This window comes from Candidatus Bathyarchaeia archaeon (genome assembly GCA_038883335.1).
Classification (GTDB): domain Archaea; phylum Thermoproteota; class Bathyarchaeia; order Hecatellales; family Hecatellaceae; genus JAVZMI01.
The window spans coordinates 61,549-83,414 of sequence record JAVZMI010000005.1; the positions used below are offsets into that span (position 1 = coordinate 61,549).

Here is a 21,866-nt window from a genome sequence, read left to right on the forward strand (position 1 = left end):
ATACACGAACTTATTAAATAAGTGAATTGCGAAAAATCAAAACTGGACATGAGATCTTTGACTCGATTGCAAACCTCCCTGAGGGCTCATTCGTCCTAGTTTTAGATGAAGGACATTTCGACTCAATCCTGTTTTTAAATTCAATACTCTCAAATCTGGCCCAAACTGAGCCGGTGGTGGTAATAGCATACTATGATGTCCCAGCCAGTTTTAAGCAGGTTAGGTTAGAGGCCAAAACCCTAAATGATCTATCAATCTTCATAAATCAGCTTAGAGAGAAGCTAGGGCGAGGGGTAATTATACATCATTACCTGCCGCAACTCCTCGTCAAAGAAGGCGAAGCCCCAGTTCTAAAGATGATAGAGCACTGGGTGACAGCATCTCACGGGAAACCTTTCTTAGAGTTCTTCACCCTTCCACGCAATACCTACCACACCTTCGAGAGGATGCTTCAGGCTCTACTCTCTGGCTTCATCAACTTGACTGTATCTAAGGTAGGTGATAATTACATTCGTAAATTCTCAGTCTTGAGAGTATGCGACGTAAAGTATCACGGGGTAGAGTTTCCCTACATTTTCCGGGATGGTAGGTTGTTAATTAAACTCCACGACGAGTTTACCGATAGGCTTACGGCAACAAAGGAGGAGAAACTTGAATGGAGGCGAACTTACCTCAAGGAGCACAAAGACCACCTACGTATCATCGTCAGCAAAACTGGGCTCGGCAAAATGCCCCCACAAGACTGTCTACTTCTAACCCAACTCTCAAATATGACTCTAAACGATATAGAGGTGATATTCCCAGATAAATTTGAGGAGATTATAGATAAAATAGCTGAGTGGTCGGTTAACGGGTTCATTGAGACGGAAGAATTGAAAAAATCGAGAAATAAACCTATAAAAAATTTAGGTTTTGGCTCACGAGCAGCTCTAGCTCTACCTAACTGGCTTGCAACCAAGTTTCTGGGCAAACACCCACGCAAAGTCCCCTTAGAGTCTTTGCTAGGTTCAAGAAAAACTATAGAGGCTATACTTCAAACCTACCTGCCAGATATTAAGGAGCCTGTTGACTGTCTCGTTGCTGCCGAAAAGTTCTTTCATGAGATTGCTGGTAGGATAACTGCGGCTGAACGCGTAAGAGCAGTCGGGGAAGATCCTAGGGCTAAATTCGACATAGGCTACCTCCCTAAAATCGCTTCGTTAACTCTATGGATGGGTTTCGGTCTAGGCTGCAAAGTTGAGAAGCAACGTGAAGGAGTGTATGAGGTAAAGGTTAAGGATTGTTTTGCCTGCGAAGGGGCCTCTGCCACCGAGAAGCCTGTTTGTTATATAATATCTGGCACTCTAGCTGGGGCTCTCTCTCAAGCTTTCAAAGAGAGGGTTGAGTGTGAAGAGGTTAAATGTAAAGCTTTAGGAGACCAGGAGTGCTCGTTTATTGTCCGCCTGCTTTAAAGCCTTGATCCCTCTAGCCTTAGCCCCCAACTCTTCAGCCAGCTCGTAAGCCTTCAAATACTCAGGGATTGACGCTTTCAGTTTAGCAAGCGGCTCCAAGGATCTGATTATCATTCTAAGATCCAGACCATTTCCATTCAGAAATGTCTTCCTCAGCAGGAATAGTCTAAGGACTCTTGCACAAAAGATAAGGGCGTCTATATCCATAAGCCGTGTGTATTTCTTGGCTTCGACTAGGCACTCCACTCCTTTCAGGTAGAGGATGTTTCCCAGGGCGAAGGCGTCGTTAAAGACGCCCTTACTCTCCAGCTTTGTGTGTAGAACATCTTTATCTCCGAAAAGCTCTTCGGCTGAAATTTTTCCTAAGTCAATGCCAAGTATCATCGTCGAGTTAATTATATGGTTCTTAACGTCCTCATCGAAGTCGGTAACATCATCATAGAAGAGTAGAGATTTAAAGATCAAATCTAGGCTCCGATTGACAAGCAAGGCGGCTTCTTCTTCGTTTGCATCCAACTCTTCGACAGATTTTTCTAGGAAACAGAAGTCTATATCGACCCATATCTTCCCAAAACATTTGGATGAGACCTTATGCAGGAAGTCATTTAAGCTCATAGTGTCAACCGAATACCTGTCTCTCCTCTGGCAGAACGAAGCTATCTGACCATCAATATACTCGTAGAGGTCATCTAAGAAAAGATTAAACATTTTAGATTTGGAACACGCAGAGGCGATTAGCCCATGAGCCCATGAGGCAATAAGATGTGCCGTGTTCTCAGCTCTACTTACCCATCCAAGATCTTCTTCTGCCTCGGAGGGAAGTATGCCAGTAGCGAGGGCTCTCTGATATCTCACCTGCGACTCCACTGCTTCATTGAAACTTTGAAAGCTGTCATTTATGTTGTCTAAGAGCTTTATGCTCGCAACCATGGCGGTCTTTGCGAAAATGGAGGCATAGATATGCTCCTCGGTGGCTACGCTGCCAAGTATCGGGTAAGAGCTTAGCGCAGCTAGAAAAGCCGCGTAAGTGTAGTATTTAACTTTGAAGATTCTCATCGAATTCAAAGTGTCGGCGCTAATATAGGGATGCCTCTTTGTCTCCTCTAATTTTGTCTCGAAACCCTTAATGACCCTATCAATGGCATTCATTACACGCCTAAAATTTAGGGATGGGAATCTGCAAGCGTAAACCGTCACAGCCGTCCACAGCGCTGATGAGAACATGTTCTTCCACATGCTAGGCATCAGAAATCTTACACCATTATAACATAAAATCCTGTTCACGGTTATATCATCATGAATACTATAAAAGTGACCGAGCACAGTATGGTGGAATGGATGAAACCATCTCGAATTGAGCCAGTGCTTATCTTCCCACCCGCCAAACCTGATAACACCCCTTCTACCATAGCCATGTAAAAGAAAATAGGTCTCAAACTCTCCTTCAAGTCAGCGGGGTTTCGGAACCCCCCTATCGCCGAGCCTATACGCACTGTCTCTAGTCCACTGATTGAGACACCGAAAAATTGGGTTATAAGGAAATAAACTGTCACTAGAAATACAGCGAATGTCATGTATATTATGGCTATGTGGGGGCGCATCTCCACCTTCCTCCTCCTCTCTTGACTCTGTAGCTCTTGAATATGCAGATTGATGGTTTCGATGCTCTCCTGAACATCTCCTCCACTTCTATATGCGGTCTTGATCAAGAATGCAACACTCTTCGCTAACGAGGTTCTACATCGTTCAGCAAAAAGATTGAGAGCCTTATCGAGAGGTACCTTCCAAGACAGCTGAGCCGCCATAACCTTGAGCTCTTTCGTTAAGGGACCATAGTTACGCTCCGCCGAGACTTCGATGGATCTTATGAGAGTCATGCCAAGGGAGCCAGCCTCAGCTATATCCTGCAAGAGTATGGGTAGATTATTATCGATCGCCTCTTTGCGCCTAGATTCAATTTGATAAAATAGCGAAGGTGGGATTAACGCTAAGATAACCCCTAAAGCAGCGAATCGTTCTAGAGGCGAGTTGACTATTTGACTTGGGTTCTCAGTCGAGATGAACCCAACTGTAAAGGCTAAAAAGAACATAGCAAGAGAGAGACCACAAATTTTCAAATCACCCAAGCTTCTTCTGGAGACTACTTTTTCGGCAGACTGGGGGCCGCATGCTCTCAGTTTAGGTTTAACAAGTTTTGCCCAGGTTAGCTTCAATCTTATCCCTTCACTTGAATGATGTCGATGAGGAAGATGTACAGGGCTGCCATAATCGGCATTATGAGAAACGCCAACAAGTACATGAACGATATGAAATCTATGCCGCCAAGCGTCCCGCCTACTGAAGCCATGAGTGAAAGCATAATTATGAGGAGTAAAGGAAAGGCTGCGAACATAAGCACATAGGTCTCAGCCAAAACTCCTAGAGTGTGGATAAACTGCTGTATCAATAGGTTCCTTCTACTAAGAAGTTGTTTGGTCATCTTCAAAAAGAACTTCTTCAAGTCCCCACCAGTTCGGATGGTGTATGCTAAACCCTTCAGCAGATTGGCGTATATGGGAGTAGGGGACAGTCTAGCTCCCTCGTCTAAAGCGGTCAGTATATCATACCCTAAAAGATCCATCCTAACCACAATCGACCTAAACTCTTCTGATAAAAGCATCTTTGAGTCTTCAGCCGCCGCTGAGCGTATAATCTTCTCCGGGTCTGCACCTGCGCATGCAAGTACAGACATGTAACTCGAGGTGGTGGGAAGAAACCGCTCTATCCTTCTGCTGCGCTCCTCAATCTTAATAGCTGGCAGGCTGTACTGGATAAGGAAGGTCCCAGACCCGACGGCCAGCGGGGCAACGAGTAGAGTGAGTAATTGTGTCCAAGGTTGCGGGAAGATGGCGCGCAAGAGAGATGGTACAGCGAGGTTTAGTGCTGAGAATACCCCGAAGCTGATCAGTGTCGATAGAATCGAGGTAAAAACCATCTGGCATACATAGGCTTTTAGGCTGATCCTTATGTTCGCCTTAGCTAGATCAGTTTTTAGACCGTTGAAATGTGAGTATAGAAAATCGAGTTTTTCTCCTAGAATTTTATAGCTGAAGTAGGGGAGAGACTTAACTGCCCTATTATGATTTGCGGCGGAGTTCGCCATAACCATTACATCCCTATCCTCTCCCTGAGTGAGAGAGGATCCATGTAGTATGATCTGATCACCTCTACAACATCCCTATAATCCTGAATCTTATTTTTAGCCATCCACTCGATTACTCTTCGCCTATTCGCCAGCTCCTGCTCAACTTCAGTGTAGCTAAGACCGTGTCTCTCCATTATCTTCCCTAACAAGTAGCTTTTCTTCTCAGAGTTATAGGAGTCAGTTTGTGGATTCCACTCGAAGATTCCTTTGGCAAGTATCTCTTTTGTCAGGGGGTCTAAACCGACGATCTCTGTGACAGTTAACACCCTTCTCACAGATTTCTCTTTCAACCTCACCCTGCCTATGACTACTATCGCTTCAAGGGTTGTTATTAGTGACCTCGGAATATTCATCGGTTCATTCTCAAGTCTCCGAATAGCTGTTTCAACTGAATCCGCATGAAGCGTGGCTAAGCCACCATGCCCAGTAGCCATCGCTTGAAATAGAGTATAAGCCTCAGAGCCTCTGACCTCCCCAACTATCAAATATTCAGGCCTTTGCCTCATCGCATTTTTGAGTAAATCGAATAGTGTTATCTCCGCCTGCTTTCCACTCACACCAAACCCCGAGCGGACAACTGAGGGAAGCCAATTCTCATGAGGTAACTGTAACTCTGCTGTATCCTCTATAGAGATTATCTTTGAGGTTGGCTTTATGAACATTGAGAGCATATTTATCATAGTAGTCTTGCCAGAGGCAGTGCCTCCTACAACAATAATTGAAGCACGTTTCTCTATTACGTACCAGAACCAAGCAGCTACCTCAGCGGAAAGTGTTTTATTGAGTATCAAGTCTGTTATCGTCAACGGTCTCTCGCGGAATCTCCGTATGGTAAATGAGGAGCCTCTACGCGTGACCTCCCTCTCATAGGTTACTTGCACTCTACTTCCATCAGGTAATGTCGCATCTACCACGGGCTGAGCGATGGACACAGATCTACTCGTCATGCCGGTTAGTTTAACAACAAAACGGTCCAACTCTTCGTGTGTCGAAAAAACCAGATTCGTAGGCAAAGACTCAAATTCTCTATGCCAGATGTAAATAGGTAGCCCAGGGCCGTTGCATGATATATCCTCCACATAGGGATCATGCATAAGTGGATCTATCTTGCCATAGCCGACAAAGTCCCGCGTGATGTAATATCTTACCTTACTTAATGTTTCATCGTTCACTGTGATACGGTACTTTCTGACAAGTTTCTCGATCTCTCCCGCGAGAAAATTTTCAGACTCAGTTTTAGACCCTATCCTTCTCGCGTCAACATCCAACTCGTCCATTAGCAGTTCCTTTATCTCCTCCAGCAGAGTTTCCTCATCCCTCGTCAGCGCAGGTTCGACCACTACATACCTTAACTGGTTTGAAGTTTCCTTGACAACCTTAGCCTCCACGCCTTTGCCTAATTCGTACCTTTCTATTATTGGAAAATCACACTGAAGTTCCAATGATTCCATAATCCGCCCCATAGACTCATTTATTGGGGACTGCTTGGCATGTCTCACCATCTTTAGGTCAGTATTCCTTCCGAACGAGTCTCCTCTTCCAACCTTAACTAAATTCTCGCCTTCACCATTAACATTTAACCCATCTATGCCGGAGTTATCCTTAATCGGCGTCTTCATGGTTACTTCTACCTTTATCAACCTCCACTAGAGAATAACGTAGGCCTTTTCAGAAACATCCAAGGTTCGCTGCTGGATTTTTGTTATCGAAATAACCAAAGCGTAGTAGTGGTTTTGGTATACCTTAACTAAAAACGCTTTGTAACTTGGTAAACATTACGTCAGTAACAAGTAGACTGGGGTAATTAAAGTCCCCGGCGAGAGGCTTCGCTACCTTCAAATTGTTATATAAAAATATTATGCAACTTATTTTAGTGAAGTTTCTTAATGATAAATTTAATGCGCTCCACGACAAAAACGCAAACGTCTTCAGGTGATTGTCGCGGTATGCCTTTTGAATTAACTCGAACCGGCATCGAAGGGTTAGATGTAATGCTCGGTGGCGGGTTTCCAAAAGGGAGGTGCATTATAGTAACTGGAGGGCCTGGCTGCGGGAAAACTATTCTAGGCGTGCAATTTCTCTGGAATGGGCTCTCAAAGTTTGATGAAGCCGGTGTTCTTGTTGTATTGGAAGAGGATTTAGATAAACTCAGGGAGGATATGGCTAGACTTGGTTTCGATCTTTCAAAATACGAGAATACGAAACTTAAGATAGTAGATCATTCACTTGTGACCTATCTTTCACATGAAGAGTATGAGAAGATGGTTAAGTTTCTAGCGATGCCTACATTCAAAGTTGCAAGTTTCATCGAAGCTGTAAAGTATGCCGTAAAGTCCTTGAACGCTAAAAGGATCGTAGTGGACTCGCTCTCGGCGTTGATGTTCCAGGAGCCAGACCAGGTTAAGCGTAGAACAGTTACACGGTTAATCTTCAAGACGCTAAGGGAAACTGGTTGCACCTCTCTTATCACCTGCGAGATTGGGGGAACTCCAATGGAGAGAGATTACATCCTTGAAGAGTATCTAGCTGACGGTGTAATCATGTTGCAGGGCTACAATAAAGAGGGGCACCTCATCAGAGGAATTCGCCTAGAGAAAATGCGCGGCATAGCCCATGACACCCAGACCAGACCCTACATCATAGGCCAGAATGGGATATCCGTGTTCCCGTCAGAGAAAGTCATAACGTAATATATAACCTAGAATCTTCTATTTTCTCTCAACTTTTCGTTTTATGAAGCCAAGTCGGCGGTGTTACAGTTAAGGTTCAGATAAGCTTTTTTATATTGCCACGTCAAATATGAGTAAACTTTCAGGGTAGTTTATTTGGCCACATTTAAAGTACCCACCGGGATACCTGGCTTAGATGAGTTATTAGGTGGCGGTCTCCCTCGTGGAAGGATAATTCTAATAGTGGGTGGGCCGGGGGCAGGTAAAACAATTATGTCAGCTCAGTTTCTTTTCAATGGCATTACAAAGTATGGGGAGAACGGTATATTTGTAAGCTTGGAAGAGGCGAAGCACCACTTCTACAGAGAAATGATCAATTTCGGATTCGACTTCAACCAGCTGGAGAAGCAGAAAAAGTTCATCTTCCTTGACGCATCACCCATTAGACATATGCCTGATGAAGTTAAGATCGGTAAAACAAGTGTTGGACGGAGCGAGTTCTCAATTTTCAGCTTGGTTGAAAGAATTAAGACTAGTGCTGAGATAGTTAATGCGAAACGGATAGCGATAGACCCTCTCACTCTATTAGTTTTTCAATATCCAGACATTTTTAAGCGTAGAGCCGCCATTCTCGATCTAACTGAAGGTTTAATGACGTCTGACGTTACAGTTCTCGTGACAACTGAACTGCGGCGTTTAGGCCCTAACAGAGACATAGACCCTGAAGAATATGTAGCCCACGGAGTTATAACGCTCCAAACTCTTCCTATCAAGAGATCCAGTATGAGAGTTATTCAGGTGGAGAAGATGAGAGAGGTAGCAATAGACTTACAACCTAGACCCTACAAGATAACGGATAAAGGGCTTGAGGTCTTTCCGGCGGAGAGTATCTTTGAGTAGTTTCACCCCCTAAACCCTATGCGTGGAGGAAATCGCAATTATGGCGTTAGATGAAGATTACATTAGGGCGTGTCTCGTTAAACTTGGATTAACAGAATATGAGGCACGTATTTACACAGTTTTAGTGAGGATGGGTCAGCGGACCGCCAGCGAGATTGGTTTTCTGGGGAAGATACCTAGACCCAAAACTTACGGTTCAATCAAAAGTTTGGAGCTGAAAGGCTTCATCAAAGTCATCCCGAGTAAGCCTGAACGCTATGTTGCAGTAGCGCCGAACAAGATATTACTTCCTCTCGTTGAGAGGTTGGCTGAGGATGTTGAAAGGTGTAAGAAGGTTCTGGACGATCTCGCACTCAGCTTTGAGTCTTCGCAATACATTCACATGGAGGAGCCTTATGAGAGGCGTGAACTCTGGGGTTTTCATGGGAGGGAGCAGGTTCAGAGGAAGATCCTCAAGATGGTCAACGAAGCCAAAGATTCCGTCTTTAATGTAACTAGTGCCAATGGGGCGATCAGAATTTGCAAATCTCTTTTTGATGCTTTTGAAGAGGCTGTGGGAAGAAATCTAGATGTCCGAGTTATTGCACCCCTTACCCCCGAGAACGAGCCTGCACTGAGAGATCTCAAGGAAGTAATAAAAGTCAAAACTACAACCCTTCCACTGCCAAATTATGTTTGCGCAGATGCTAATGAGATCCTTTTTATTGAAGCCATACCCGACAACCACGACATAAAGGAAGGGCGAGACATAGGCTCACTGACAGACGACCCCTCACTAGTTAGGTTGCATAGGGAATTTTTTCTCAAACTTTGGCAGATTATTTAGAAGAGAGAACGCTAAACGGCGGGCATTGTTAACTCTCACGGGAAGGTACAGGTCTAGGATAGGCAATAGCCAAACTCAGGGCAGATATGAGTACACGCTGTTTTTCAGCTATGAAGCCAACCTCAGACAAATACCTGAGATGGGTCCTCAGGGAGTTGATCTATTAGAAGTTAGTAGGAAAACGGTATGTTCACCAACTTTCGGCATCTGGTAGAGGCAGATGAGTTTAAGGAGGTAAAGGTGTAAATGGCGTATAGTAGTAGATCTTTGAATTGGAGACTTTCTGAGTTGATTCGTAAACTGGGGGAGAAGGAGAGCGTTTTGGTTGCACTTTCGGGCGGGGTTGATAGCTCTCTAGTTGCCGCTGCAAGCAAAATTGCCCTAGAGGATAGGGCAGTTGCCATAACAGCCGACTCGGCGACTCTGCCTCCTGGCGAGTTGGAGGCGGCTAGAAGAGTTGCGGAGGAAATAGGTATCAGGCATCTAGTTGTGAAGGTTGACGAGTTACGTAACCCTAACTTTGTGAGAAACAAATTTGACCGCTGCTACTACTGCAAGAAAGAGTTGATTGCTGAGTTCAAGAAAGTCGCCAACCAACTACGCCTCAAGACGTTGGTGGATGGAACCAACGCGGAGGATCTGAAGGCAAACCGGCCCGGCTCAGTAGCGTTGATGGAAGAGGGAGTTTACAGCCCTTTGGCGGATCTGGGAATCACTAAGGGCGAGGTTAGGGAGCTGGCAAGATTGCTAAATCTTTCAACAGTTGAAAAACCTTCAATGGCATGTTTGGCTACGAGGATCCCTTACGGGGAGGAGATCACTTTAGGTCGATTGTCTCGTGTAGCTGAGGCTGAAAGATTCATAAAGGATGTTGTTGGGGTAAAGCAGCTTAGAGTTCGAGACCACGGCAATCTCGCCAGGGTTGAGGTAGGCAGGGACGAGAGAAGTCTTATCTTCAACGAGAAAATATTGGAGTCGATCGCGAATAAGCTGCACTCCCTCGGGTACGTGTATGTTACAGTTGATGTTGATGGCTATAGGAGTGGCAGTATGGATGGGGCTCTGAAACCGTGAAAAAGGTTGTGGATCAAGCCTACCCCTCAACCGCCTTAAATAATTGGCAAGTACATCTAGATACCTACTCGGTCGCTCAGTCTCCCCTCTTTCAAACCCATATAGTTCAATTCTGCCACCGCAACTCTTGACTGTAAAAAATGGGTGTAAACCTACAGAAGTAGGTCGTTAGGAAAGTTGTCGCTTATTACCGGCGTCTGATGGCTGCAGTTAGCCTTTGCATAATCGAAAGCTTCCTCCACAGTAACGTCTCTTGTGCCCGCGTCAGCGTCATGATCCACCCTATCAGCTGATCCAAAGAGCATGCCTTGCTCAACTAGGTAGTAAGTAAACTGCCCGTTCTCCCAGCTCTCTCCTTCATATGCAACTCCTCTCTCGGTGGTAGCCATAGCGATGATCCTCTCAGAAGTCTGTAGGTCAGTCATCCCGCCTGCCAAGCAGGAATCAAATATGCAGATTATTCTTGTGGTCTCGAAGCCGCTGAACTCAAGCCTAAGTTCCCCGTCCCAGATTGGGACCAGCTGAGTTCCATCGTGGGATACGATAGCCTCGTCGATTCTCTCTTTATCACCGTCAGCCGCCACACCCTTCGTTCCATGACCGCTAAAGAAGAAGACAATCTCATCGTCCCCTCCAGTCTCCCTGGCCTTCAACTGTGCGATCGCATTCATAATGTTAGTTCGCGTAGCCTCACCATTCATGAGCAGTATTATGTTGTCTTTAACATAGCCGTAAGTATCCACAAGAGTTCTGTTCATATCTCTTGCATCATCATCAGAGTAGAGAAGATCATTCTCCGTACCTGGATAGTCAGAGATGCCAATCACAATTGCATATTTTGTACCATGACACGGTGCCCCGAGGACTCCGCTCGTTGCCGTTTGAGATGGCTTACTTTTTTGCGTTTTTGCATCTTTAACTGTTAATTTTTTCACCGTCTCCACATCGGTGGCTGGAACAGACCAGCCATACTGGCGCGGGGTGAACGTTACTGTGAGATTCTCGGAAACAGTTATCGACAACTCGTTCGCTCCAATATATGCCGTATATTTCCCCGGTTCAAATGTGGTCGTCTCGAAAGCTTTCTCTATGAGCTCAAATAAGGCTCTCGGGACCTCTATCGCAGATGCCCCGGCTGGGACGGTAGATGTCTCTTCCCATACAATCTCGCCTGTCACAGTGTTTTTGAGGCATACAGTTACTGTTGCGTCACTTCCATAGGACGGTGCCGTTAACGTCGTTAGGGCTAGTGTCACACATAACCAAAAAGCAAAGATCTGCTTCCACAACCCATCTCACCGTGGATGGTATATTGTGACAGTTAGTTTATATTTTTACTCATAACACTGAACTTGACCTATAACTCTGCTCTCATAATTAAAAGCCGCAGCCCTTCTCTTATGTATTCTAATGTTTGATTTTATTCAAGCGATACCGGTATCAGCTTCCAATGGCGGCGCTGACTAAGTGTATGTTGTTGCCGCCGATTATGAGGGGCGTAGCAATTATTTGTTAAGCAATGGAGACGGCACATTCTCTAGCCAACAGTACATAGGCCAAACACCAGTAATTCACCACACCTACGGCAATGGAGTCGGAGACTTCGATAATGATGGAGACTTCGACTAGATCGTAGGAGCAGGTTACAGTACAATTTATCCCCATAAGGTATATCTTTACGAGAAGCTCGGCTCGGGAAAAACTTTGCTCCGTTGATGGAGATTGGCACATGGAAGGAGGGACGCTACCCTATGGATATGCCGGTTGCTGACTTTAACGAGGACGGTAACCTTGACTTCATATTGACACATTATGAGAGCGTAAACGATGAATTATACTTGGGCAACGGCCACTTCGGGTTTACCAGATCAGTTCTGGCAAACACAGCACCCTACTATTCGGTAGGCGCCGATACTGCTGACTTCAACAATGATGGGCATGCAGACTATGTTGTCGTACCCCGTCATGAAGCTTTACAGTTATATATCAACTTGGGCAAGGGAGATAGCACATTCACAAGAAAGACGTCTCCTGCAAAAAGCAGCTATTACTGGGGTGTTGCAGCCGCTGATTTTGATAGTGACGGAAACGTAGATCTCCTCGCCTCACGTACTGATTTTGCTTACTGGGATTTTATAAGGGCAAAGGCGATGGCACTTTCACTTGGGTTAAGGCAATAACCGATTCACGCATCTACCCTTATGGTCCACTTGACAATTACGATTTTAATGGTGATGGAAATCAGGATATTGTCACAACTAAGGGGATTTATGGCTATGATGTTATAGTCTGGTTGGGCAACGGCGATGGTACATTCACTTGCTCTAACACCTACGGTGGAGGAACTGGATATTATCGTCACGCAATCTCAGCTCCACCTTATATCCAGAACAAAAAACCTGTAGCTGAGGCAGACGGCCCCTACATGGGCTTTGAAGGTTCATCAGTAACCTTCAGTGGAGCCGTCTCACTCGATCCGGATGGGACTATTGTCGGTTACGATTGGGATCTGGACGGCGATGGACTGTATGATGATGCCTCCGGGGTGACAGCATCCTATACTTGGTGACAACTATTCTGGGATTGTAGGTCTCAAGGTGACTGACGACAAAAAGGGTACAGCTACAGATATGGCAACTGTGGCTATAGTCAACGTAGCTCCAACCGTTTCTGCAGTGTCAGACCTAACGGTTAATGAGGATGCGCCGTTCACAGTCATACTAGCTGACTTTGCAGATCAAGGTTGGCTTGGCACCCATACAGCTACAATTGACTGGGGTGATGGAATGGTTGATGGCGGTTTGGTCGACGAGGATGCAGGCAATGGTACCGTCTCCTGCAGCCACACCTACATGAATGGTGGCATCTACACTGTGACAGTAACAGTTACTGATGACGACGGGGGTACAGGCAGCGACACCCTAAACGTACTTGTTAACAGGCTCCCAGTTGCAGTGCTAACCCTGTCTATTAAGAGATAACCGCAGGCAATACGGCACAGTTCGACGGTTCAGCTTCGTACGATGAAGACGGAACCATAGTCTCCTCCAAGTGGGACTTCGGCAGCGGTGAGCTCGGAGAAAGTGTCACCACTTCACATGTTTACCATACAATCGGATTTTACACGGTCACTCTGAATGTTACTGATGATAAAGGAGCATTTGATACCACACAGGTGGGAGTTAACGTGCTAGCTGTGCCCGCGACTGTTAAGTTTACGCCGAGAACATTAAAACTTAACAGTGAAGGAAGCTGGGTTAGCGTGGACATAACTCTGCCCGAAGGATACAGTATTTCACAAGTAGACTTGAATACCATAAGCATCGCTAATGGAGGCTCACCCTTAGCATATGCGCTTAACAACACCAAGTATGGCTTCGTGGCAAATGTTCTACAGGGGACTGAGGGCAACGATGTGCTTAGAGTGAAATTTGACAGACAAGCCATAGTAGATGTAATTCTGGTGCCGTCAGATGAAACCGTGCTACGCATTCAAGGTAAAGTCTACCATGAAGGTGGCTGGGCTGACTTCAGCGGAACAGATACAATTAAAACCACGACGAATGGAAACGCCAAGTAGGCGGCCCCCTACACTTCTTTATAAACTCAATTCGAGAAATAAGTTTGAAGCTGAGAGTTATTCAAAATTTTAGTTTCTTCGTTTTATTTTTCTTCTTCTACCTGTTTTGAATGAAACAAAAATACGCCTCTAAGAAGAGAGTGAAGGAATCTTCTCTCCAGATCTCCGCCGTCGCCTGCTTTCTAAGGTGCTCCCGAAGGTGCTCCCACAGAGTTGTAGGGTGTCAACAGGCCTCCAGTCTTTCCCTGGTATCTTCTTCCTGAGGCACCCCTCAACCCATTGCATCGCCAACTCCTCCTCTTGCCGCTGGAGTTCCCCTTCGACGCCTAGGTTCGAGAAGAGGTTTAACTGTGGCTCTACTTTGAGGTACTCAGCCTTAGGCTCCTGGGTTTAATTGGGGCTCTTATCGTAGCCGTCAGCGTCCATCTAGTGACCTAAGAAGAACTCGGAGGCGACAGGTTTCACGCCGCTAATGTTGCGGAGCCTCTTACCAAGTGTTTTCGGGTTGTGTCGGCTGCTGGGGGTCTGACTTTTTCCCTCCGCTCTGCTCCGAACTGGGGAGGGTTCGCTGTCTTTGATTGGCTGAGCTTTTGGCTCTTATGGTGAGCCGACGTTTCAGGGCATTCTCTCCATCTTCGCCGATGAAAGTATAGTATTTTACGATATTCTCGCAGCTGGTTTTGACGCGGAAGATGTCTATTCGCATGAGGCCGGGTCTGTTCAGTTGTTCTTTCAGGTCTTCGACTCGTGAAGTTTCCCAACCCCAATCCGCCTCCCAACAGAACACCCGAAAACGTTAAACTGGACGCGCCAGTCATACAACTTAACCTCCAATGCTCCACAACCGCCAACCAACAGGGGCATGGAGGTGCTAAAACCAAAATCAACGTAAAAAGGTGACATCTATGTCTTACGATGTTATAGTGGTGGGTGCTGGTCCTGCTGGCGCGGTGGCAGCTAAGACAACGGCGGAGAAGGGTCTAAGTACTCTGCTAATTGAGCGAGGGGAGTACCCAGGTCAGAAGAGTGTCGGTGGTGAATTTCTTCCAGTCAGCATATTTGAAGAGTTCCCTTGGATGAGGGGTGGCCCGCTTCAGCGGCGGATAAATGGGTGGGTCTTCTTCCTTCCCTCTGGAGACGAGGCTACTGAGATTCGCTATAGCCGGAAAATGGAGTACGGTTACACGGTTCATAGACCTGAGTGGGACCGTTGGGTTGGGGGATTCGCAGAGTCGGCGGGTGCGGAACTCAAAACTTCCACGCTCGTGGAGGGGGTTATTAGAGACGAATCGGGTTGCGCGAGAGGAGTTGTGACGGATAAGGGTGAGAGGCTCTACTCGAAAATCGTAATCGGGGCAGACGGTGTGAACTCTGTCACGGCCAGGAGCCTCGGATTGAGGAAGAACTTGTCGCTGAATTCTGTTGCCCTATGCGCCAAGTACACCTACACTCTGCCACCAGAGAAGATAGAGGAGAGATTTGGAGGCTTCTACGGCTCTGAGATAGAGATACTTTTCGGGGAGGAGATTTGCCCCCGAGGGTTTGCATGGATATTCCCTTCAGAGAGGGATTTCTGTATAGGCATCGGATGCGGGCTTGACGCGATGGAGAAGAACATCTTCTCATATCTCCAAGAGGTGGTGACGCTTCCTCGCGTAAAAGATAAAGTGCAGGATGCGAAGTTAATGAATTATTCCACCCACCTAGTACCCATCTACGGAGCTCCAGAGCAAACCTATGGAGGCGGTTTCCTTCTCGTGGGTGATGCAGCTGGGTTTGTATGTCCTTTTGATGGGGCTGGGTATGAGGCTGCAGCTATGTCAGGCAAGATGGCTGGCGAAGTAGCTGCGGAGGCGATAAGTCTAGGGGACGTCTCAGCTAAGACTCTCCGTGGGTATGAGGATAAGTGGATGAAGAGTTTCATCGGGAAAGATATAACCTACGGAAGGAAAGTCCAAGACTATGTGGTAAACAAGATGGGCGTCGACCTCTTCAACAGGATGATCTATGAGATGGGAAGCGCCATGACGAAGCATGGAAGTTATACGGGGAAATCACATGGCGAGGCAGTAGAGGAATTCTTGAGTCGATATGCGAAGACTTTGGCGGAAATGACTGTCCAGTTGGCGCCGTCTGGCACGGTACCCCTCAAAGAGGTGGCGAAACTCCTCCTAGGCATAGGTAGAACGACAATCCTAAGCAAGAAACGTGACAAAACCACTCCTAGGAAGGGAGACACGCCGCCAGCTGATGGTGTGACTCATCCCAAGCTGTAGAGTACGCCCTCTCCCCCTCGGGGGTAACTCCACGCTATTGCGCTGCGGGGGCACACGCAGAAGCATGTTCCGCATTCTAGGCAGCACTCCATTCCGTATTCCCACACAGCAACACCGTCCCTCAGCTTCCAAGAGCCGCTGGGGCAGAACTTAAGGCAGAGAGCGCACCCATTACACAGTTCAGCGATAACACGGATGTGCCTCTGCGTCTTAGGTTTATGGTGGGTTAGACTCCTTACTTTATCTCTAATTGCAACCCCTGCAAGATCTCCATCAGCCAAGAGCAACCCTACCGTCTCTCATTATTTTGAGAAACTTGATAGCTTTATCCCTTATCCCGCCGGCAACCGCCAGTTTATCTAGGAATTTATAAGGGAGCAAGTTAGAACAATCTCTCGGAACCTATCAAAAGAGTTCAGATATAGACACTCGCTTAATTTTATAGCTCTCAAGGTCAAGGGTTTAGTAGTTTGAGTTAGCTTTTGACATAGATAGAGCGAGTTTAATGACGTACCTAGCTTGTGTGGCGGATGATGAACTTTAGCTGTAAAAGGTCTCATCTATGAGTTGGCTTGATCGGTATGCTTGGTAGATGCCTTGACGGTTAACCGATAGGCATATTTAGCAGCAGACTTCGATATGAGATCCAGAAATCTGACGAGGATGGAGTTCAGACTTTAATTGGATGAAACTCGCAGTTTGAGCTGTAAAGATGAGGCGAGATACCACATCTACGTTTCCGAGCTGAGTTATGAGATCGAATCTTTGCTACTGAGATTTACCTCGCTCCTTACAAATTTCGAACTTCAACCTCACATAACCTACTCTCTCTCATCACGAGGGAAGAGGCTTAGACCTTTACTCCTCATACTGAGCGGTCAGAGTTTAGGCGGGGTGAGAGAAGCGTTAACTATGCCAGCTGTGGCAATAGAGCTTGTGCACACCGCCTCTCTAATCCATGATGATGTCTTAGATTTTGAAGGTGTGCGGCGTGATCTACCTACGCTGTATTGTAAGTTGGGGAGTAAGGCGTTACTCGTAGGGGATGTACTTTATGCTTCAGCTGTGGCGCTATTAGCTCAAAGTAACCCTAAGCTACTGGAGATTATAGCAGAAAGTACCATGGAACTTTGTGACGGAGAGTTCATGGATGTCTCTTTTTCCATCAGCAACTGTAAGGAGGAGGACTACTTTAGGATGATAAGGAAGAAATCAGCCTCGCTCTTCAAGGCTGCTGCGGAGTGTGGTGCTGTAGTCGTTGGCGGTCTAAAGTCAGAAGTTGAGACTCTCAGCACATTTGGTGAGTTATTTGGGATAGCCTACCAACTGAAAGACGACCTACAGGATATATTAGGTCAGGTCTACGGCGACTTCGTGAACGGCAGGGTAACCCTCCCCTATCTCCACCTTTACACAAACGGGGATTCTCAGTCGAGACTGCTAGTAGAGAATAATATTGGTAAAGGCAATGTTGAGGATCAAGTTGCTGAGAAGATCTTAGAGAAGATGGAGGAGACTGGGTCTATAGATTACTGTCGAGGTAAGCTTGCTGAGTATAAATTCAAGGCATGCCAAACACTGGCCAGCCTCAAAGATTCTGAATTTAAGGATACACTTATTTGGCTCACCCAAGCTGCTCTATCCACGTGAGAGCTGGTTGCGTAGGGCTCTCTCTCGGTCAGCTTGTTGGTGCGCATAGTTTGCTAGGCTTCTCCAAAGCTTTGTCTATAGCAATTAGTGTTATGGTAGCTCCAAGCTCGGCTATCCGCCTCAGACTGTAGATCACTGATCGGAGATGTGTTAGGATATAGGGGTTTGATATTTCCTTTGGCAAGATGCTTGTTAGTCTTTCCTCCGCAGACTCCACCACGCATTCAGCTTCAAGCGCGTCGTTAGCGACTTTTATATCCCTCTTATAGTTGCAGTCCATTGCTTTCTGGCAGACAGCTGATGTTAGATCCCCGATCTGAAGTATGCTCTCTATTAAATGGCGAGGTATTTCGCTTCTAAACTTCACAAGCTCAGCGGTGCTTATTGCGATCTTCTCAGCATGGTCAGCTATGCTCTCCAAGAGCTGGACGATAGCTCGGTTATCGGGGATCTCTAATATGTCGGAAATGCCTATACTCTGGGCGAGGCTTCGATCCTCCTGTGCTAATAGGAGGAGGCGGATAATAAGCCAGTAGAGCATATCAGCCTCATCTTCCCTGCGTAGGGCATCCTGCGCCAGTTCGGGTTTATCTTCACTTAAGGCTTGTAAGGCTTCGGAGTACATAGTGGACGCTATCACATATAGCCTCCGCATCAGCGTGTCTATGGGAAACTTTGCAGGGTCGATAGAGCACTGGAGAGTTATGCGGTTTGGGGTCTCCTCTATTATGCCTACACCCATCAGCCGCCTCGTAGCTTCCCTAATTTCCTGTAAGTGTTCGCTACTTACCCGCCCTGAAGGAGAAAAGATTATGATAGTATCTCGTCCCAAGATGTAGTTTCCAATTATGATGCGCTCCAATATTCGAGGCTCATCACATAAATCGGAGTTTATCTGGAAATCTACTTTAACCTTCTTGGATTCCGCTAGTGCACTGGTGATTACTCTTAGGGAGCCGTCGTTTTCTTGTATGAATAGTACTATGTCACCCTGCTTTAGGCCTGCCTCCTTCACCCAGCGGCTTGGGAGGGAGACGCTTAGAGTGGAGTAGCCTACTTTCTGAACTCTTCTACTTTCCACGTAAACTCACACCTACCCTACACGGTTATTATTCCCTTCTCTTTTTATATATTTTTTTATAATTATTTCTACTAGTTTCTTTATAATCTAATTAATCTATAGAATTTTTTCATAGTTTATAGAATAGTTTCAGAACATTAAACCTTCGTGGAAAATTAGCAGCCCATCTCCACATTCTACCAACTAACCCGGTGCCGACGCGGTAAATACCCAGACCTCGGTTTAACTGCGACACATAACCTTCAGCGAACCATCTCTAAGAGCGTCAGGCTCCAGATCTTCTCAACGATGTAAATACGTATATTCATTATGAGACTTTCTTTCAAGTTTTTGGGGGTGATCTCAACAAACTTATAACTGCCGTAGAAAGCCCTATCAACACGGAAAACCTTCTCGATATTAGCGTTTAAGTTAAAGATGACCGCCTCTATCTTGCTATCTTTGGCTATGGGCTGTAACTCGGCGAAATCAGCACATCCTCTGTCAAGGATCGTACGTTTGATCCGAAATAATTCGCTCTTTGGAGTCATTAATAACGTGCTATAAATCAGACTTTATAAGCGTTCTGAACTATCTGGCAGAATACCTGAGATCGAACCTCACTTCAAATTGACTCCTCTTCTTCTGCGTGTGTAGACTCGTTCTCTTCTTTGGAGAGGATCTTATGGTATAAGGCCTCTACTTTATCGTAGACTCCACTTAAATATTCCCTGGATAGGTAAAGGGCCACCAAAGAGGCTATTGCTAGGAATATAATGATTGATTTTGTTAACCGGCTGAATAATGGGGCAATCAATAAGGGGGTAACTACTATCGAGAATACAATGATAATCACAATCACGAGAACTCTAATGAGGTTTTGAGCGATACGATGCGTATATCTGTCTCCGCTTTGATTATAAGGAGAAGCCTTCGACTTGAGGAGTTCACCGGCGAGATCTGTTAAGCGTCCAAGGTTGCGGAGCATCATCATTACGAAAGGGGCGACTAAGGCAGTTGCGACACCTGCGAGAATTATGTCCAAATACGCCTCATAGAAGGCGAACTGCCCGCTAACATGGGTGTATGCAATCTGAAGTAGGATTACGATAAGGGCGATGACTGAAATGTCGGCGAAGATCCTCCGGATGGTCCTTCTAAGGGCGATAGAGGCAGAGCCTCGGCCTCCAGCCGCCTGTCTCAGGTTGTACATCCAGACAGTATAGTTTGATAAGTAGGTTTTCAAGCCTTTGGGGGCAAACTTAGATATGCTGCTAGCTATTTGTGGAGACTTCTTTATGAAGTAGGGTGTGAAAAGGGTTGTTACAACCGCTACGAATATGGAGATTGGATAGAGGAAGCCGCTGGCCACTCCGGAGTCTTTCCCGATCTTTGCTACGACGAAAGAGAACTCCCCCACATTCGACTTCCCCATGCCGACCCGTAGGGCAGTCTTACCATCATATCCGCTCAGAAGAGTTCCGAGGCTACAGGTAAAAATCTTGCCCGCGATGTTTACCAGAGTTATAATCAATGCGGGTATCAATAGAGGCATAAATACTGAAAAGTCGAATAACATCCCTATCGATATGAAGAAAAGGGCTGCGAACATATTTCTAATAGGTTGCGTCAACCTCGCAATTTCGCCAGCATGCCTAGACTCCGCGAGAACCGCCCCTACCAGAAAGGCTCCAGCGGCGGTGGAGAAACCTAACCAGAAGGTGGATAGGGCAGCTCCGAAACACAGCCCCAGAACAGCGAGGACAAGCACCTCAGCTACATGAAACTTTGCAATATAATCAATAAGCCTGGGTATGAGCGCATGGCCGAGTGTTAAGAAGGCACCGACGAATATCGCCAACTTTAGGATGATTCCACCAACTTCAAGGTACGATACGGTACCCATTGTTCCTATACCTGAAAGGATTGCGATGATTATAATGATGCCGAAGTCTTCAACGACTAATATGCCGAATATAATCTGGGAGGAGAGTTCCTGCATACACTTCATATCCTCCAAGACTTTGACCAGGATAGCTGTACTGCTGACGCAGATTATGGCGCCTAAGAAGATAGAGTCCATAGGCGACCAGCCGAATAAGATGCCAAGATAGTAACCAATAGCGATCATCAGGGGCATCTCGATTCCACCTGTAACCATCGCTACGAGGCTCACATTTCGGAGTTTCTTTACGCTGAACTCTAGGCCGAGGAAGAAAAGAAGAAGGATTACACCCAGCTCTGCCAGTAGCCTGATGGCGTCGACATTTTTAACAAGAACGAATGGTGATATTGAGGAGCCGAAGGCCATCCCTGCAACCAGATAGCCCAAAATCGTCGGCTGTTTAATTTGGTGGAATAGAACTGTGATAAGAGAAGCTACCACCACAATGATAGTGATATCAGTGACAAACTCGATCTCGGCAACCAATGGAAAATACCATAAATATTTTTTTCGCTCCTAACATAAAAAGAATTCCTAAAACTGTGGGTTGCCATAGTTTAAGGTTTCAGAATAGAATATTTAGGGACGGTGAGATGGCTGAGGTTTCATCTTGGATCCCTCAGTAATTTAACGCATCTTCTCTTTTAGTTCGTCTAGAAGCTTTCTGGCTGACGTGAGCTCTAAGGAGCAAATCTTCTTCTCAGCATCCATCCACATATCCTCTGTAAGTCTTCCGGGGTAGCCGAGCTGCGTATACTCGTAGGCTTGGAAGGCCATCTCCAATTTGTCAGCAGCCTCAACTATTTTTGTCTCAACCGAGTCTCCCTCCCTATACTGCCTCCAGATCTCCCAGTATCTCTCCCGCAGCTCTGCCGGAATTTCCGCGAAGAGATCAGCAAGTACGGCTTTCTCAACCTCCCGCTTCGTCTTGGAGTTAGGGCTCAGGTAGCTCCAAGCCTCCTTATCTATATCCTTCAGTATTACTTCTGGGAGGTCATGGATGATAGCCATTCTAAGGATCAGATCGGAGTCTACCTTAAGCTTCGGAGTCTCCAGGTCGACGAGGAGCATAGCTATGAAGGCTGTTCTAAGCGTGTGCTCAGCTATTGACTCCACATCCCCTCTTCCAATGCCCTTCGTCAGCCAACCGGTTCGCAGGTGGCGTTTAAGTTGGCTGAATCTCAGAATAAGTTCCACTAGACTCATCCCACCATATCACCTTTGCTCCCCTTAAGACCCTGAGGTCATATT

24 protein-coding genes are annotated in these 21,866 nt (G+C 46.2%); 12 read left to right on the plus strand and 12 right to left on the minus strand.

Going from position 1 to position 21,866, the window contains the following annotated elements; genetic code table 11:
• Positions 1–26 precede the first annotated feature (26 nt).
• Positions 27–1,451, plus strand: coding sequence for a V4R domain-containing protein (locus QXJ75_03760; GenBank protein ID MEM3737187.1), 1,425 nt, complete (start codon positions 27–29; stop codon positions 1,449–1,451).
• Here QXJ75_03760 and QXJ75_03765 read toward each other — a convergent pair.
• The 4 genes from QXJ75_03765 to QXJ75_03780 are packed head-to-tail and all read right to left on the minus strand — an operon-like array spanning position 1,410 to position 6,275.
• Positions 1,410–2,696: a hypothetical protein gene (locus QXJ75_03765; protein ID MEM3737188.1), complete on the minus strand. Its 1,287-nt coding sequence runs from the start codon at positions 2,694–2,696 to the stop codon at positions 1,410–1,412. The two genes, QXJ75_03760 and QXJ75_03765, sit on opposite strands and share 42 nt — an antisense overlap.
• Before the next feature lie 41 nt (positions 2,697–2,737).
• On the minus strand, positions 2,738–3,664 hold the full coding sequence (locus tag QXJ75_03770; GenBank protein MEM3737189.1) for a type II secretion system F family protein: 927 nt from the start codon (positions 3,662–3,664) through the stop codon (positions 2,738–2,740).
• Positions 3,665–3,666: 2 nt separating this feature from the next.
• Complete coding sequence (locus QXJ75_03775; GenBank protein MEM3737190.1) at positions 3,667–4,599, minus strand: type II secretion system F family protein; 933 nt, start codon at positions 4,597–4,599, stop codon at positions 3,667–3,669.
• Positions 4,599–6,275 (minus strand): type II/IV secretion system ATPase subunit, encoded by a 1,677-nt coding sequence (locus QXJ75_03780; GenBank protein MEM3737191.1) that lies wholly within the window; start codon positions 6,273–6,275, stop codon positions 4,599–4,601. The genes QXJ75_03775 and QXJ75_03780 overlap by 1 nt, the downstream gene beginning before the upstream one ends.
• Positions 6,276–6,581: 306 nt before the next feature.
• Here QXJ75_03780 and QXJ75_03785 point away from each other — a divergent pair, with 306 nt between their 5' ends.
• The 4 genes from QXJ75_03785 (at position 6,582) to larE (ending at position 10,104) form a co-directional block, all read left to right on the plus strand.
• A complete protein-coding gene (locus QXJ75_03785) occupies positions 6,582–7,325 on the plus strand; it encodes an ATPase domain-containing protein (GenBank protein MEM3737192.1) in 744 nt (247 codons plus the stop codon).
• A 135-nt stretch (positions 7,326–7,460) separates the two neighbouring features.
• A complete protein-coding gene (locus QXJ75_03790) occupies positions 7,461–8,204 on the plus strand; it encodes an ATPase domain-containing protein (GenBank protein MEM3737193.1) in 744 nt (247 codons plus the stop codon).
• A gap of 40 nt (positions 8,205–8,244) precedes the next feature.
• Positions 8,245–9,030 carry a helix-turn-helix domain-containing protein gene (locus QXJ75_03795; protein ID MEM3737194.1) on the plus strand — a complete coding sequence of 262 codons (786 nt, stop codon included), beginning with the start codon at positions 8,245–8,247 and terminating at the stop codon, positions 9,028–9,030.
• Between the two features lie 246 nt (positions 9,031–9,276).
• Positions 9,277–10,104 carry an ATP-dependent sacrificial sulfur transferase LarE gene (gene larE, locus QXJ75_03800; protein ID MEM3737195.1) on the plus strand — a complete coding sequence of 276 codons (828 nt, stop codon included), beginning with the start codon at positions 9,277–9,279 and terminating at the stop codon, positions 10,102–10,104.
• 152 nt (positions 10,105–10,256) lie between these two features.
• Here the strand turns inward: larE and QXJ75_03805 are convergent, their stop codons facing one another.
• Positions 10,257–11,393 (minus strand): caspase family protein, encoded by a 1,137-nt coding sequence (locus QXJ75_03805; protein ID MEM3737196.1) that lies wholly within the window; start codon positions 11,391–11,393, stop codon positions 10,257–10,259.
• Between the two features lie 178 nt (positions 11,394–11,571).
• Here QXJ75_03805 and QXJ75_03810 point away from each other — a divergent pair, with 178 nt between their 5' ends.
• The 5 genes from QXJ75_03810 (at position 11,572) to QXJ75_03830 (ending at position 13,684) form a co-directional block, all read left to right on the plus strand.
• The gene (locus QXJ75_03810) at positions 11,572–11,733 is read left to right on the plus strand and encodes an FG-GAP-like repeat-containing protein (protein ID MEM3737197.1); all 162 of its coding nucleotides are present in this window, start codon (positions 11,572–11,574) and stop codon (positions 11,731–11,733) included.
• An 86-nt stretch (positions 11,734–11,819) separates the two neighbouring features.
• On the plus strand, positions 11,820–12,284 hold the full coding sequence (locus QXJ75_03815; protein MEM3737198.1) for a VCBS repeat-containing protein: 465 nt from the start codon (positions 11,820–11,822) through the stop codon (positions 12,282–12,284).
• An 11-nt stretch (positions 12,285–12,295) separates the two neighbouring features.
• Positions 12,296–12,673, plus strand: a complete 378-nt coding sequence (locus tag QXJ75_03820; protein ID MEM3737199.1) for a PKD domain-containing protein — start codon at positions 12,296–12,298, stop codon at positions 12,671–12,673.
• Between the two features lie 28 nt (positions 12,674–12,701).
• Positions 12,702–13,085 carry a PKD domain-containing protein gene (locus QXJ75_03825; GenBank protein MEM3737200.1) on the plus strand — a complete coding sequence of 128 codons (384 nt, stop codon included), beginning with the start codon at positions 12,702–12,704 and terminating at the stop codon, positions 13,083–13,085.
• Between the two features lie 206 nt (positions 13,086–13,291).
• Positions 13,292–13,684 (plus strand): hypothetical protein, encoded by a 393-nt coding sequence (locus tag QXJ75_03830; GenBank protein ID MEM3737201.1) that lies wholly within the window; start codon positions 13,292–13,294, stop codon positions 13,682–13,684.
• Between the two features lie 129 nt (positions 13,685–13,813).
• Here QXJ75_03830 and QXJ75_03835 read toward each other — a convergent pair whose 3' ends face one another.
• Together QXJ75_03835 and QXJ75_03840 are read right to left on the minus strand one after the other, a co-directional pair.
• Entirely contained in the window at positions 13,814–13,969 is a 156-nt protein-coding gene (locus tag QXJ75_03835) for a hypothetical protein (protein ID MEM3737202.1), read from the minus strand.
• A gap of 202 nt (positions 13,970–14,171) precedes the next feature.
• Entirely contained in the window at positions 14,172–14,471 is a 300-nt protein-coding gene (locus tag QXJ75_03840; protein MEM3737203.1) for a hypothetical protein, read from the minus strand.
• A gap of 118 nt (positions 14,472–14,589) precedes the next feature.
• Here QXJ75_03840 and QXJ75_03845 point away from each other — a divergent pair, with 118 nt between their 5' ends.
• On the plus strand, positions 14,590–15,960 hold the full coding sequence (locus QXJ75_03845; GenBank protein MEM3737204.1) for an NAD(P)/FAD-dependent oxidoreductase: 1,371 nt from the start codon (positions 14,590–14,592) through the stop codon (positions 15,958–15,960).
• On the opposite strand, the gene QXJ75_03850 is transcribed toward QXJ75_03845, so the two are convergent.
• Complete coding sequence (locus QXJ75_03850; GenBank protein MEM3737205.1) at positions 15,945–16,241, minus strand: 4Fe-4S dicluster domain-containing protein; 297 nt, start codon at positions 16,239–16,241, stop codon at positions 15,945–15,947. The genes QXJ75_03845 and QXJ75_03850 overlap by 16 nt on opposite strands.
• Positions 16,242–16,659: 418 nt before the next feature.
• Between QXJ75_03850 and QXJ75_03855 the strand changes: the two genes are divergently transcribed.
• The gene (locus tag QXJ75_03855; GenBank protein MEM3737206.1) at positions 16,660–17,610 is read left to right on the plus strand and encodes a polyprenyl synthetase family protein; all 951 of its coding nucleotides are present in this window, start codon (positions 16,660–16,662) and stop codon (positions 17,608–17,610) included.
• A gap of 28 nt (positions 17,611–17,638) precedes the next feature.
• On the opposite strand, the gene QXJ75_03860 is transcribed toward QXJ75_03855, so the two are convergent.
• From QXJ75_03860 to QXJ75_03875, 4 genes are all read right to left on the minus strand, one after another.
• Complete coding sequence (locus QXJ75_03860) at positions 17,639–18,691, minus strand: phosphate uptake regulator PhoU (protein MEM3737207.1); 1,053 nt, start codon at positions 18,689–18,691, stop codon at positions 17,639–17,641.
• 242 nt (positions 18,692–18,933) lie between these two features.
• A complete protein-coding gene (locus QXJ75_03865) occupies positions 18,934–19,221 on the minus strand; it encodes a hypothetical protein (GenBank protein MEM3737208.1) in 288 nt (95 codons plus the stop codon).
• 74 nt (positions 19,222–19,295) lie between these two features.
• Positions 19,296–21,101, minus strand: coding sequence for a cation:proton antiporter (locus QXJ75_03870; protein MEM3737209.1), 1,806 nt, complete (start codon positions 21,099–21,101; stop codon positions 19,296–19,298).
• Positions 21,102–21,242: 141 nt separating this feature from the next.
• On the minus strand, positions 21,243–21,821 hold the full coding sequence (locus QXJ75_03875) for an HD domain-containing protein (GenBank protein MEM3737210.1): 579 nt from the start codon (positions 21,819–21,821) through the stop codon (positions 21,243–21,245).
• Between the last annotated feature and the right edge of the window lie 45 nt (positions 21,822–21,866).